11 protein-coding genes are annotated in these 13,055 nt (G+C 61.3%); 4 read left to right on the top strand and 7 right to left on the bottom strand.

The features are described 5' to 3' along the window. The first annotated feature begins 48 nt into the window (after nucleotides 1-48). The gene (locus PG897_RS09355) at nucleotides 49-1,674 is read left to right on the top strand and encodes a methyl-accepting chemotaxis protein (protein WP_201881702.1); all 1,626 of its coding nucleotides are present in this window, start codon (nucleotides 49-51) and stop codon (nucleotides 1,672-1,674) included. A gap of 97 nt (nucleotides 1,675-1,771) precedes the next feature. Here PG897_RS09355 and gshB read toward each other — a convergent pair whose 3' ends face one another. From gshB to metK, 5 genes are all read right to left on the bottom strand, one after another. Beyond that, the gene (gene gshB / locus PG897_RS09350) at nucleotides 1,772-2,725 is read right to left on the bottom strand and encodes a glutathione synthase (RefSeq protein ID WP_043171821.1); all 954 of its coding nucleotides are present in this window, start codon (nucleotides 2,723-2,725) and stop codon (nucleotides 1,772-1,774) included. Nucleotides 2,726-2,771: 46 nt separating this feature from the next. Then, nucleotides 2,772-3,503 (bottom strand): 16S rRNA (uracil(1498)-N(3))-methyltransferase, encoded by a 732-nt coding sequence (gene rsmE / locus PG897_RS09345; RefSeq protein WP_017785228.1) that lies wholly within the window; start codon nucleotides 3,501-3,503, stop codon nucleotides 2,772-2,774. A gap of 130 nt (nucleotides 3,504-3,633) precedes the next feature. After that, the gene (locus tag PG897_RS09340; protein WP_010633240.1) at nucleotides 3,634-4,335 is read right to left on the bottom strand and encodes an endonuclease; all 702 of its coding nucleotides are present in this window, start codon (nucleotides 4,333-4,335) and stop codon (nucleotides 3,634-3,636) included. 73 nt (nucleotides 4,336-4,408) lie between these two features. Then, nucleotides 4,409-4,942 carry a SprT family zinc-dependent metalloprotease gene (locus tag PG897_RS09335; protein ID WP_117402643.1) on the bottom strand — a complete coding sequence of 178 codons (534 nt, stop codon included), beginning with the start codon at nucleotides 4,940-4,942 and terminating at the stop codon, nucleotides 4,409-4,411. Nucleotides 4,943-5,011: 69 nt separating this feature from the next. Further along, nucleotides 5,012-6,163: a methionine adenosyltransferase gene (metK, locus tag PG897_RS09330; RefSeq protein ID WP_005303314.1), complete on the bottom strand. Its 1,152-nt coding sequence runs from the start codon at nucleotides 6,161-6,163 to the stop codon at nucleotides 5,012-5,014. Between the two features lie 342 nt (nucleotides 6,164-6,505). Here metK and tkt point away from each other — a divergent pair, with 342 nt between their 5' ends. After that, the gene (gene tkt / locus PG897_RS09325) at nucleotides 6,506-8,497 is read left to right on the top strand and encodes a transketolase (RefSeq protein ID WP_054544334.1); all 1,992 of its coding nucleotides are present in this window, start codon (nucleotides 6,506-6,508) and stop codon (nucleotides 8,495-8,497) included. A gap of 408 nt (nucleotides 8,498-8,905) precedes the next feature. After that, the gene (locus tag PG897_RS09320; protein WP_017778453.1) at nucleotides 8,906-9,304 is read left to right on the top strand and encodes a hypothetical protein; all 399 of its coding nucleotides are present in this window, start codon (nucleotides 8,906-8,908) and stop codon (nucleotides 9,302-9,304) included. Between the two features lie 144 nt (nucleotides 9,305-9,448). On the opposite strand, the gene PG897_RS09315 is transcribed toward PG897_RS09320, so the two are convergent. Beyond that, nucleotides 9,449-10,714 carry a RidA family protein gene (locus tag PG897_RS09315; protein ID WP_201882668.1) on the bottom strand — a complete coding sequence of 422 codons (1,266 nt, stop codon included), beginning with the start codon at nucleotides 10,712-10,714 and terminating at the stop codon, nucleotides 9,449-9,451. A gap of 523 nt (nucleotides 10,715-11,237) precedes the next feature. Here PG897_RS09315 and PG897_RS09310 point away from each other — a divergent pair. After that, entirely contained in the window at nucleotides 11,238-11,459 is a 222-nt protein-coding gene (locus PG897_RS09310; RefSeq protein ID WP_201882667.1) for a hypothetical protein, read from the top strand. Nucleotides 11,460-11,801: 342 nt separating this feature from the next. On the opposite strand, the gene PG897_RS09305 is transcribed toward PG897_RS09310, so the two are convergent. Next, entirely contained in the window at nucleotides 11,802-12,905 is a 1,104-nt protein-coding gene (locus PG897_RS09305; protein WP_201885166.1) for an anhydro-N-acetylmuramic acid kinase, read from the bottom strand. Nucleotides 12,906-13,055 lie beyond the last annotated feature (150 nt).

The following is a 13,055-nucleotide window of genomic DNA, read 5'->3' as shown; positions in this document are numbered from 1 at the left end:
TGGGCGGCCGGCTCAGACCAGTCAATCTGTTTCAGTGGAGAGAAAGCCATGGAAGGTATTTCAATCAGGCAGAAGTTGATCCTGGGCTGTGTGGTTCCCCTGCTGGCGCTGTTGCTGCTGGTCATAGGAGCAACCCAGGCGATGTCCCGGCTGATGACCGGCATCAACGCCATGTATCAGGGGGAGGTGGTCCAGCTCAAGGAGCTCAAGCAGATCGCCGATCTCTATGCGGTCAAGGTGATCGATGCCGCCAACAAGGCCAACGTCGGGGGCTTCGAGCCGGCTCGCTCCAAGGCTGACATGAGCGCCGCCCAGCAGGAGATCGCCACCATCTGGCGCCAGTATCGCAGCCATGACATGAGTGACGAGGAGCGCAGGCGGGCGGACAAGGTGGAGGCGCTGTTTGCCGCCGCCAACCGGGAGATAGAAAAGGTGATGGGGCTGCTGGAGGGCTCGCCGGGCGAGCACAACGCGGCGCTCGCCGCCGCCATCATGCCGCTCTATCAGGTGATCGACCCGGTCAGCGACGCGGTGAGCGAGCAGGTGGCGTTCCAGCTGCAGGAGGCGGAGAAGAAGGTGATCGAGCTCAACCAGCTCAGGCAGCAGCTGACCCAGCTGTTTGTCGCGCTGTTTGTGGTGGTGGGGGGCTGCGTCCTGTTCATCGGGATCTGGGCCGGGCGCAGCGTCAGCCAGCCGCTGGCGGCCATGGGGCAGATCCTGCGCGGCATGCAGACGGATCTCGACTTGAGCCGGCTGGCTCCCGTGCTGCGCAAGGATGAGATGGGCAGTCTGGCGCACTCCCTCAACGAGGTGATCCGCCATTTCCGCGGCCTCATCGCCCAGATCAACGAGACTGCCGAGCAGCTTGCCAGGGCATCGGCCCAGCTGGCCCATATCGGGGTCGAGAGCCGCCAGCGGTTTGCCCAGCAGCAGGCGGAGACGGATCAGACCGCGACCGCCATGAACCAGATGAGCAGCACGGTGGCCGAGGTGGCCAACAGCTCCAACCAGGCGGCCGATGCGGCCCGCCATGCCGACGACAGCGCACGGCACGGCCACCAGATAGTGGAGGATGCCATTGCGCGCATGTCACACCTCTCTTCCCAGATCCAGAACACGGCGGCCATGATCACCCAGCTGGCGGATGACAGCCGGGACATCGGCAGCGTGATGGACGCCATTCGCGGCATCGCCGAGCAGACCAACCTGCTGGCCCTCAACGCCGCCATCGAGGCGGCGCGGGCAGGGGATCAGGGGCGTGGCTTTGCGGTGGTGGCCGACGAGGTGCGCACCCTGGCCCAGCGTACCCAGCGCTCCACCGAAGAGATCGGCAAGACCATCGTCAAGTTGCAGCAGGGGGCCAATCAGGCGGCCAGCAGCATGGAGCAGGGGCTGGAGCAGGTGGAGGAGTCCAACCGTACCGTGCTGGCCTGTGGTCAGGCGCTCGGCGAGATCGTCAGCTCGGTCAACGTGATCAACGAGATGAATACCCAGATTGCCACGGCGGCGGAAGAGCAGAGCAAGGTGGCCGAGGAGATCACCCGCAACGTGGTCAACATCGCCCATATCGCGACCGAGTCGACCGGGGCGGCCACCCAGCTCAACCAGAACTGCCACGAGCTGGAGCAGCTGTCGGGGGATCTCAAGGAGAAAGTGGGGCAGTTCCGCTGCTGAGGGGACTGACGCTGGATAGATGGATGGATAGAAAAGAGGCGGCCCCTGGGCCGCCTCTGTTGTTTATAGTCTGTCGTCACTGCTGGGCTGGGACGGCTTAAGCCTTGGCCAGCCGGCGCTCGATGGCATCCATCAACATGCCGGTGATGTGCACGTCGAAGGCCGCTTCAATCTCGCGGATGCAGGTGGGGCTGGTGACGTTAATCTCGGTCAGCCGATCGCCGATGATGTCGAGGCCGACGAAGATGAGCCCCTTCTCTTTCAGCGTAGGGCCCACCGCGCGGGCGATGGCCCAGTCCGCCTCGCTCAGGGGGCGCGCCTCGCCACGGCCACCAGCCGCCAGGTTGCCACGGGTCTCCCCTTGGGCCGGGATGCGGGCCAGACAGTAGGGCACCGGTTCGCCATCCACCACCAGCACCCGCTTGTCGCCATCCTTGATGGCGGGCAGATAGGTCTGCGCCATGCAGTATTGGCTGCCGTGGGCGGTGAGGGTCTCGATGATGACGCCGACGTTGGCGTCATCCTCCTTCATGCGGAAGATGGAGGCGCCGCCCATGCCGTCCAGGGGCTTGAGGATCACGTCCTTGTGCTGGGCGTGGAAGGCGCGCAGCTTGTCGGCGCGGCGGGTGACGAGCGTGGTCGGGGTGTGCTCGGCAAACCAGGCGGTGTAGAGCTTCTCGTTGGCGTCGCGCAGGCTCTGGGGCTTGTTGACGATGAGGCAACCCTCGTCCTCGGCCCGCTCCAGCATGTAGGTGGCGTAGATGAACTCGGTGTCGAAGGGGGGATCCTTGCGCATTAGGATCACGTCCAGGCTGGAGAGCGGCTGATCCACCACCTCGCCGAGGCTATACCAGTCGGCATAGTCATATTTGACGGTGAGCGGACGCATGGTACCGAAGGCGCGACCGCCCTCCATGTAGAGATCCTTCATCTCCAGATAGAACAGCTCGTAGCCGCGCTTTTGCGCCTCTTCGAGCATGGCGAAGCTGGAGTCCTTCTTGATGTTGATGGCCGAGATGGGGTCCATCACGATGCCGAGTTTAATGGTCATCCGCTGTTCCTTCTGTAGAGGAGCCCGCCTTGGCAGGCTCCGGGAGTTAGGCCAGATCGCCGAAGCGGCACTGCAGCGCAGTAATCGCGGTCAGGGCGGCGGTTTCGGTGCGCAGCACCCGCGGCCCCAGCAGCATCTCCTTGAAATCTTCCTGCACGGTACGGGCGATCTCGTCGCTCGACAAGCCCCCTTCCGGGCCGATCAGCAGGCGTACGCCGTGCTCGGGGATTGGCAGGGTGTTGATGCTGTAAGGGGCGCGCGGGTGCAGGTTGAGCTTGAGCTCCTGGGTCTCTTCCGCCAGCCAGGCGTCCAGCTCCATCGGCATGCGCACCTCGGGCACGGTATTGCGGCCGCACTGCTCGCAGGCGCTGATCACCACCTTCTGCCACTGTTCGCGTTTTTTCTCCAGCCGATCGGCCGGCAGCTTGACGCCGCAGCGCTCGGAGAAGAGCGGGGTGATGCAGGTGACGCCCAGCTCCACCGATTTCTGGATGGTGAAGTCCATCTTGTCGCCGCGGCTGATCACCTGACCCAGGTGGATGGCCAGCGGTGACTCCACCGAGCGTTGCTCGCAGCTGTCGATGGTCACCTCCACCGACTTCTTGCCCACATTGGCGATGGTGGCGGGGTACTGGTTGCCGTCGCCGTTGAACAGCTCGAGCTGCTGACCCGGCTGCATGCGCAGTACCCGGCCGATGTGGTTGGCGCCGTCTTCCGACAGGGCGAGGGTCTGGCCCACCTGCAGGGCGGCCGGTTCATAGATACGTGGAATGCGCATGGCTGATAGTCAGTCTCTTGCTTGGAAACCCTTCAATATCCTACTGCACGGCGGTGAGCAAGGCTCACGAGACAGAGGGTGAAGGGGTTCATGATAAGAGGGGGCGATCCCCCTCCCAGGTCAAATGGGGTTACTGGCACTGCTTTTCAATAAAGGGGTTGGTATTGCCCTGCAGCTTGCCGATGCGGCGGTTGCGCTCGCACTCCCAGCCGTCGGCCGGGTACTGCCTGTCCCAGGCTTCGAATAGTTTACGCTGTTGCGCCGCCAGACGCAGCCCATACTGCTGGCTCATGTAGAGGTAGGCGCGGGCAATCTGGCCCCGTACCGGCCCCTTGGGTGGCTGCACCCGGCGCTCCTTGAAATCCACCAGCATCCGGCACTGGCCGTACTGATCCGGAGTGCCGTTCCAGTCGGAGAAGCGGAAGTTGGCCCGATCGCCGTTCACTTCGCCAACGGCGGGGAAGAGGTTGTGCATGTCCCCCTCCATCTGGTTGAACTCGTCGCTCTTGCCGCAGTTCTTGCGGCCCCCCTGCTGCCAGCACTTGAGCTGGTGGCCGAACTCCCAGGCCGGTACCACGTGTTCCCACTCGATGCGGGCGGCGCGCTTGGGCTGCTTGCGCGGCTCATAGCCGCAGCTGGCGAGATCCGGGCTCATTTTCTTGCCCTGATAGTCGATGTTGCAACCGCAGTAGATGGTGGTGACAGCGGGCTGGCTCTGGTAGAGCTTGACCAGATCCTGCTTGGCTTCGCGAAAGGTCTGGGCATGCAGGGGCGCGCTGAGCAGCGGCAAACCGGCCAGCAGGGTCAGGGCGAGGGAAGAGATGAGACGCATGGGATTCCTTGCAAACGGGATGATTGACGAACGATGGCGGGCACCCTACCACAAGGGCGCGACACCGGCTGGCTTACTGCGATGAGCCAACCCGTTCCAGCGGCTGCTTACAGCGGCGGCAGTGGTAGCGAGCCTCGCCGCGTACCACCTTGTTGTGGCGGCGCACCGACAGCTGATGCTGCTGGCAGAGGCAGCGATAGGGGATGGTCGGCTGCGCCAGTACCGTGAGATCGAAGCTGTGGGTGGTTCTGGGCTCAAGGCCGAACACCTCCCGCATCACCGATTGCCACTGGCGGCCGTGGGGCAGCACCCGCGATCTGCCACGCCCTTCGCCCCACAGGGCATAAACCAGCAGGTGGGCCACCTCGTGGGGCACCACCTCGGCCAGAAACGCCTGCTGGTTGGCCTGATAGAGGGCCGGGTTGAAGCGCAGCTCCCAGGTCTGCAGCCGCGCCGACCCTGCCGCCCGACCGCGCATGTTGCAATGGACTTGCGGGCGGGGAAAGGAGCGGCCAAGGCGTGCTTCGGCCTGCACAAAACAGGCGTCGATTCGGGTGAGCAACTGCTGGTGCAGGGCGGGATCGAGGCGGGTAGCTGTGGCGGGCATCGGGTTCTCGGCAAATGGCGGACAAGCAAAAGGGGAGCCAGGCTCCCCTTTATACCACAAGCGCGACGCTTACAGGCCGGCGGCGGAACGCAGCAGTTCGGCCTTGTCGGTCTGCTCCCACGGGAACTCGTTGCGACCGAAGTGACCGTAGGCGGCGGTGGCCTGGTAGATCGGGCGCTTCAGATCCAGCATCTGGATCAGGCCGTACGGACGCAGTTCGAAGTGCTCGCGAACCAGCTTGACCAGCAGATCCTCGGCCACCTTGGCAGTGCCGAAGGTTTCGACGCTGATGGAGGTCGGCTCGGCCACGCCGATGGCGTAGGAGACCTGCACTTCACAGCGATCGGCCAGACCGGCGGCGACGATGTTCTTGGCCACGTAGCGGGCGGCGTAGGCAGCGGAGCGGTCAACCTTGGACGGATCCTTGCCGGAGAAGGCGCCACCACCGTGACGAGCCATGCCGCCGTAGGTGTCGACGATGATCTTGCGACCGGTCAGACCGCAGTCACCCATCGGGCCGCCGATAACGAAACGGCCGGTCGGGTTGATGAAGTACTTGGTGTCCTTGTTGATCCACTCGGCCGGCAGCACCGGCTTGATGATCTCTTCGCGCACTGCTTCAACCAGGTCTTTGTGGCTGATGGATTCGGCGTGCTGGGTAGAGAGCACCACGGCATCCACACCGATGATCTTGCCGGCGTCGTCGTAGGCAAAGGTCAGCTGGCTCTTGGCATCTGGACGCAGCCACGGCAGGGTGCCATTCTTGCGCACTTCGGCCTGACGCTTCACCAGCAGGTGAGAGTAGGTGATGGGGGCCGGCATCAGTACGTCGGTTTCGTTGGTGGCGTAGCCGAACATCAGGCCCTGGTCGCCCGCGCCCTGTTCCAGCGGATCGCTGCGGTCAACGCCCTGGTTGATGTCCGGGGACTGCTTGCCGATGGCGTTCAGCACGGCGCAGGAGTCGGCATCGAAGCCCATGTCGGAGTGGGTGTAGCCGATCTCGCGCACGGTGTCGCGCACGATCTGCTCGATGTCTACCCAGGCGGTGGTGGTTACTTCACCGGCCACCATGACCATGCCGGTCTTGACCAGGGTCTCGCAGGCGACGCGTGCCTTGGTGTCTTGCTTGAGGATGGCGTCCAGGACCGCATCGGAGATCTGATCCGCAATCTTGTCGGGATGGCCTTCGGAGACCGACTCGGAAGTAAACAGCTTTGCCATGATGGGATTCTCAGCTTGTCTGGGGTTATCGCCGCAGCAATAACCGGGTGATGATAGGATGATTGTAGAGGTATCTACATCTGGACGTCCATTTTAGTTAGCGACCCCCTCGATTGCCAGCACTATTTTGGTTTTGCCGCCCCCTGGCCGAACAAGATCCGTTCTTCACCCCATTTGGGGTAGATAGTGGTTACGACTCAATCGTTTGCCCCGTCAAGAAAAGCGATTGAGCTCCCAAAGCGGCTTTATTCGCCCAGATAATATTTGCACGCCGCGCCCCCTGCTGGGACAATGACGCGCCTTAATCTTGGCCATCAAATGAAGCAATCGCAGGAGATACAGATGCCTTCTCGTAAAGAGCTTGCCAATGCCATTCGCGCATTGAGTATGGATGCCGTTCAAAAAGCCAACTCCGGTCACCCGGGCGCCCCCATGGGAATGGCGGATATCGCCGAAGTATTGTGGCGCAGCCACCTGAAACATAACCCGAACAACCCCAAGTGGGCCGACCGCGACCGTTTCATCCTCTCCAACGGCCACGGCTCCATGCTGCTGTACTCCCTGCTGCACCTCTCCGGTTATGACCTCTCCATCGACGATCTGAAAAACTTCCGCCAGCTGCACTCTCGCACCCCGGGTCACCCGGAGTACGGTTATGCGCCGGGCGTCGAGACCACCACTGGTCCGCTGGGTCAGGGCATCACCAACGCCGTGGGCATGGCGATCGCCGAGAAGGCCATGGCCGAGCAGTTCAACCAGCCGGGTCACGACATCGTTGACCACTACACCTACGCCTTCATGGGCGACGGCTGCCTGATGGAAGGTATCTCCCACGAGGCTTGCTCCCTGGCCGGTACCCTGCAACTGGGCAAACTGATCGCGTTCTGGGATGACAACGGCATCTCCATCGACGGTCACGTGGAAGGCTGGTTCACCGACGACACAGTCAAGCGCTTCGAAGCCTACGGCTGGCACGTCATCCCGGCCGTTGACGGTCACAGTCCGGAAGCGATCAACGCTGCCATCGAAGCCGCCAAGGCCGAGACCGGCAAGCCGACCCTGATCTGCTGCCGCACCATCATCGGTTACGGTTCCCCGAACAAGTCCGGCTCTCACGACTGCCACGGCTCACCGCTGGGCAACGACGAGATCGCCGCCGCTCGTGCCTTCCTGAAGTGGGACCACGCACCGTTCGTTATCCCGGCCGACATCGCTGCCGAGTGGAACGGTCAGGAGAAGGGCGCCAAGCTGGAATCCGACTGGGCTGCCAAGTTCGCCGCCTATGAAGCCGCTCACCCGGCACTGGCTGCCGAGTTCAAGCGCCGCACCGCAGGCGACTTGCCGGCCAACTGGGCTGCCGACTCCGCCAAGATCATCGAAACCCTGCAAGCCAATCCGGCCAAGATCGCCACCCGTAAAGCGTCTCAAAACGCACTGGAAGCGTTCGGCAAGCTGCTGCCGGAGTTCATGGGTGGTTCTGCGGATCTCGCTCCGTCCAACCTGACCATGTGGTCCGGTTCCAAGTCCCTGACCAACGACGATGCCTCCGGCAACTACATCCACTACGGTGTACGCGAGTTCGGCATGTCCGCCATCATGAACGGTATCGCCCTGCACGGTGGTTTCATCCCCTACGGCGCCACCTTCCTGATGTTCATGGAGTACGCCCGCAACGCCCTGCGCATGGCTGCCCTGATGAAGCAGCGTTCCATCTTCGTTTACACCCACGACTCCATCGGTCTGGGTGAAGATGGTCCGACTCACCAGCCGGTCGAGCAGATCGCCTCCCTGCGTCTGACTCCGAACATGAGCACCTGGCGTCCGTGTGACCAGGTTGAATCTGCCATCGCCTGGAAACACGCCATCGAGCGTACCGACGGCCCGACTTCTCTGATCTTCTCTCGTCAGAACCTGGCCCAGATGGACCGCACCGCTCAGCAGCTGGCCGATACCGCCAAGGGTGGCTACGTGCTGAAGGATTGCGCCGGTACTCCGGAGCTGATCCTGATCGCCACCGGTTCCGAAGTGGAACTGGCCGTTGCCGCCTATGAGCAGCTGACTGCCAAGGGTCGTGCCGTGCGTGTGGTCTCTCTGCCGTCTACCGACGTATTCGACGCTCAATCCGCCGAGTACAAGGAGTCCGTGCTGCCGTCCTCCGTCACCAAGCGTGTGGCCATCGAAGCCGGCATCGCCGACTACTGGTACAAGTACGTGGGCTTTGGCGGCAAGATCATCGGCATGCGCTCCTTCGGTGAGTCTGCGCCGGCCGAGCTGCTGTTCAAGGAATTCGGCTTTACCGTGGAAAACGTGGTTGCGACCGCAGAGTCCCTGTAATCGCCCCTGTAATTCCTGAACGTTGGGCCGCGCAGGCCCAATAGCTGGAAAATCAAACGCCCTCCGTCGCAAGATGGGGGGCGTTTTTTATTGGCGAATTTGGCATGGCGAGCGTGAGCAAATCGATGTGAAGATTGGCCGGATAGATTACTTGATCCATCTCGCTTTTTCTTTGCAAGTTACTTCCAAAAATAGCGCCATACGATACCATTCCTGCCGACCATCCCCGTCATCATCAGCTCTCCATGGATATTCGGCCGTTTTCATTCAGCCAACGTGACGTAAGCTATGTGTCGCTGCCTGGTGATTGCATCAAGCGGCAAGCTTTCCGGGGCCTGGTCAATTCTGTATGTGCCGTTGTTAATTATAAAAATGTCATGTGACGTATATCTGAAATGGAGTTTTCCCATGTCTTGTTCCATTGTCATCAATCAGTCAGCAAAAAAGCTACAAGTCAATAAAGATAGTTATGATCTCGGTAAAATATCGAACGTACAGGTTCGGGTCCTTTCCTGGAAAGACAAAATACTCAATATGATTATGTTGGGGGCCATCGCTTCCAGTCTACTGTTCATATTTGTGCCAACGGATGCACAAGGTCAGGCTATTACATGGATTCTTCCTGCCATTGCATTTCTGATTGGAGCATGTCTGGCACTGGTGATTAGCACCAAGTATGAGTTCAGGTTGGAGTTCAGACATTCTGATGAGGTCGGAGTGCAGTGGTTCACAGCGGCCAAGAGCAGGGCAGAGAGCGATTTTAAATTGTTCAAGCAGTGGGAAGCTGAATTGAAACGCCATATTTGATAGCGTGTTATTGGCCCACAGGTTCGATTAGCGTAGCGTCATCGGACGTTCGCGCATCTGTGTCGATGCCATAAGAAGAATATTCCCTCGTGTTACCAAAAAAGAGACCGGCATATAGCCGGTCTCTTTTTATTTCAACAAACCTTACGCCTGCGGCGGGGTGCTTTCCGCGTTGGACATCACAGCATCAATCTGCACCAGGGCGCCGGCGGGCAGCTCGCTCACGCCAATCACGGTGCGGGCGGGCAGATAGGCCGGGAAGTATTTGGTGTAGATGGCATCCACCTCCGCCAGATCCGCGATGTTCTTCAGCTGGATATTGACCTTGACGATATCGTCCATCACGTGGCCGATGCTCTCGACGATGGTCTTGATATGGCCGAGGCACTGGGCGGTCTGCTCTTTGATGCAACCGGTCAGGATCTTGCCGGTGGCCAGATCGAGCGGCAACTGGCCGGCGATATGGTTGTAGTGGGAGAAGGCGACGGTCTGGGTGTGCAGCGGGCTTCTCGGCGCCTTGTCGGTATTGCGGGCGCTGATCACCAGATTGTGTCTGTCTTCCACCAGCTGTGGCGGGGTACCGTCACCGTGGGAGATGACCGCATCCATCTGCACCCGGGCGCCCAGCGGCAGGGCGGAGGCGACGATCACGCTGCGGGCTGGCAGATAGGCGACGGCACGGGCAATGGCGGAGTCCGGGAAGAAGGTGGTGTAGACCTCGTTGACGGCATCCAGATCGGCCAGATCGGTCAGATAGACGGTGACCTTGACGATATCGTCAAACGGCACATCGATGCTCTCCAGCACGTGCTTGATGTTGCGCAGGCACTGGCCAGCCTGCTGCTGGATACCACCGGCGACCAGCTGGCCCGACGCGGCATCGACCGGCAGCTGGGCACCGATATTGTTGTAGTGGGAGAAGGCGACGGTATGGGTCGAGAGCGGATCCTGCGGTGCCTTGTCGCTGTTGCGGGAGAGCTTCAGCAGCGGGCAGGGGGCCTGCGGGAAGGTGCCTTCGCCGTTGGAGATGAGCGCGTCCATCTGCACGGCGGCGCCGAGCGGCAGACCGGCCACCGCCAGCACTGTGCGGGTCGGCAGCAGGTGGGGGAAAAACTCGCCATAGACGGCGTTGACCGCGTCGAGATCGGCAATCTCTTTGAGAAATACCGTGATTTTGACCACGTCATCCATCACATGATCGATGCTCTCGACGATGGCCTTGATATTGGTGAGGCACTGTCTGGCCTGCGCCTTGATATCCCCTGCGACCAGAGCGCCCGTTTTCGGGTCGACCGGCAGCTGGGCGGAGATATTGTTGTAGTGGGAGAAGGCCACGCTCTGGGTGCTGGGGCTCAGATCCTGCGGTGCATTGGCGGTATTTCTGGCTGACTTGATGATGGTACCACTCATGGCGATACTCCTTTTTCAATCATTATTGGTGTAGGTACGGGTCACCCTCCCTCATCTTCTGATGGCCGCCTCGGCTCGCCAGCGAGCGGGCTCTCCTCTTTATTTCGGCAATAGCCGGCCATTCCCGCCAAATAATGACGGGTGGCAAACATCGCCTCGCATATTGAGTCAAGGTCGCCTGTGCAGGCGATCGGATAACAGAGGTATGGATTGGGTTGGTTATCTCAGACGAGAGGATTCTATGAAGGGTATTCAGGGGATGCAAACCGGGATCGCATTTCTATGAGGTGGCTCAACGCTCTGAAATATAGCCAGAATGGCATTCAATGCACGATAAATGACGGGATAAATGGCTTCATATAGTGCGTTATGGTGGTGAAGGCCGAATGGCGTGGCTTCCCGCCATCATGCTCAGCGATCGGTCCTGTGAATAAAGCGTTAATGATTGGCACTATTTCGCTGTTAATGCAAAAAACTATGCATGGCTATGCATTTCATTGCGTTGAAAGGGGCTGTCATATGCATGGAAAATATGCTAGCCGGGGGCGGTTATTGTGCCCATTCGTCGGCACCTGACATATCATTCAGTGATTTTGCATGGCTGTCTGCTTATTTGCAGGCAAAGCTCGCCGCGGGCAGCCGTTATTTGCCAGATATTGGCTGCCGTTATTTTCCAGATGGCACCCGTCAGGTTTATGCAATGAAATTGCAGCGTGGGACAAGCGCCATCAGGGGCAAATATTAGGACGGATGTTCCAGCCCAGCCGATATCGGGCGAATGATGCAACAGGGGGGGCAGGCTGGTTCAGCGGGTGTAAAGCTTGTGCCTGGAACCCGGACAAGATAGCGCTGCCGCGTTGCCCTGTTCTGGCGGAAAAACCCGGTATCGCCCCATGGTCGGCGCGACTGGGTCTGGTGTTTGAGAGGTCGGCCGCCTGGGTTGCAGGAGCCTTGTTCAGGCGGTGCCTTAGACCAGGTATGGCTCAGGTGGGATAGAGGGCACCCAGTATCGCGGGGCGGCTGGCACAGGCGTATGGGAGGGCAGGTTGCCCTCCTTGTTCAGGCGGTGCCTTGGGCTAGTCCTGGCTCAGGCGGGATAGAGGGCACCCAGCACGGCGGGGCGGCTGGCACCGGTGACGGCGGGCAGGTTACCGGGTTGGCGGTGGATAAAGCGTTGTGCCAGCCAGGCAAAGGCCGCGCCTTCCATCCAGTCGGGGGCGATCCCCAGCTCGGCCGTGTTGGCGATGCGCCAGCCGGGCAGCAGGCTGGCCAGCTCCGCCAGCAGAGGGGCGTTATGGGCGCCGCCGCCGCAGACATACAGCTCGGGTTGGCTCTGCGCATCAGCCAGTGCGGGCAGCTGGCGGGCGACGCTGTGGCAGGTGAGCGCCTGCAGGGTGCGTTGCACATCCGCCGGGGCATGGGCGTGGCCGGCCAGCTCGCCATCGAGCCAGTCGAGGGTAAACATCTCCCGCCCGGTGCTCTTGGGGTGGGGGGCGGCAAAGTAGGGGTGAGCCAGCAGCTGCTCCAGCAGTGCAGGGATAAGCTGGCCGCTGGCCGACCACTGGCCGCCGGCATCGTAGCCGGCCCCCTGGGGGTGATGGCGGCGATACCAGCCGTCGAGCAGGGTGTTGGCCGGGCCGGTATCAAAGCCATAGACGCCATCGGCCTGGCCCGGCAGTACAGAGATATTGGCGATGCCGCCGAGGTTGAGCACCACCCGCAGGGCGCCGGGGCGGGCAAAGAAGGCTTGATGGAAGGCGGGCACCAGTGGCGCCCCCTGACCGCCGAGGGCCATGTCCATGGTGCGAAAATCGGCCACCACGTCGATACCGGTCAGCGCCGCCAGCAGGGCCGCGTTGCCGATCTGCAGGGTAAAGCCGAGCTGGGGACGGTGGCGGATGGTCTGGCCGTGGCTGCCGATGGCGCGAATATCCTTGGGAGTCAGCCCCGCCTTGGCCAGCAGGGCGTGGGTGGCGGCGGCAAATTCGCGGGCGACCAGGTTGTCGGCCACCCCCATGCGATCGATCTCGTTGTCGCCCGGGGTGCTGAGTGCGTGCAGCTCGTGGGCGGTGGGCCAGGGGTGGCTGAGGGCCGCCTCGACCCGCAGTTGATCCCCCTCGATCACGACCAGCACGGCGTCAATGCCATCCATGCTGGTACCGGACATCAAGCCTATATAGCGTTCAGTCATCAGGCTTCCTTACTTGCAGGTCGGGAAAAAGTACGTGAGAGAGGGAGTGGCCTCGATCCCATGCCGTATTCTGGTACCGGACATCAAGCCTATATAGCGTTCAGTCATCAGGCTTCCTTACTTGCAGGTCGGGAAAAAGTACGTGAGAGA

Source organism: Aeromonas sp. QDB20 (assembly GCF_027707805.1).
Taxonomy (GTDB): Bacteria; Pseudomonadota; Gammaproteobacteria; order Enterobacterales; family Aeromonadaceae; genus Aeromonas; species Aeromonas dhakensis.
The sequence above is the reverse complement of the archived record's forward strand: the minus strand, read 5'-3'. Positions and strand labels throughout refer to the sequence as shown.

What these genes read in the sequence shown, in the direction of transcription:
- PG897_RS09305 (WP_201885166.1), bottom strand. Translation starts at nt 12,905, where the DNA reads ATGACTGAACGCTATATAGGCTTGATGTCCGGTACCAGCATGGATGGC.
- PG897_RS09310 (WP_201882667.1), top strand. Translation starts at nt 11,238, where the DNA reads ATGGAAAATATGCTAGCCGGGGGCGGTTATTGTGCCCATTCGTCGGCA.
- rsmE (WP_017785228.1), bottom strand. Translation starts at nt 3,503, where the DNA reads ATGCGCATTCCACGTATCTATGAACCGGCCGCCCTGCAGGTGGGCCAG.
- PG897_RS09335 (WP_117402643.1), bottom strand. Translation starts at nt 4,942, where the DNA reads ATGCCCGCCACAGCTACCCGCCTCGATCCCGCCCTGCACCAGCAGTTG.
- PG897_RS09355 (WP_201881702.1), top strand. Translation starts at nt 49, where the DNA reads ATGGAAGGTATTTCAATCAGGCAGAAGTTGATCCTGGGCTGTGTGGTT.
- gshB (WP_043171821.1), bottom strand. Translation starts at nt 2,725, where the DNA reads ATGACCATTAAACTCGGCATCGTGATGGACCCCATCTCGGCCATCAAC.
- metK (WP_005303314.1), bottom strand. Translation starts at nt 6,163, where the DNA reads ATGGCAAAGCTGTTTACTTCCGAGTCGGTCTCCGAAGGCCATCCCGAC.
- PG897_RS09340 (WP_010633240.1), bottom strand. Translation starts at nt 4,335, where the DNA reads ATGCGTCTCATCTCTTCCCTCGCCCTGACCCTGCTGGCCGGTTTGCCG.
- PG897_RS09315 (WP_201882668.1), bottom strand. Translation starts at nt 10,714, where the DNA reads ATGAGTGGTACCATCATCAAGTCAGCCAGAAATACCGCCAATGCACCG.
- PG897_RS09320 (WP_017778453.1), top strand. Translation starts at nt 8,906, where the DNA reads ATGTCTTGTTCCATTGTCATCAATCAGTCAGCAAAAAAGCTACAAGTC.
- tkt (WP_054544334.1), top strand. Translation starts at nt 6,506, where the DNA reads ATGCCTTCTCGTAAAGAGCTTGCCAATGCCATTCGCGCATTGAGTATG.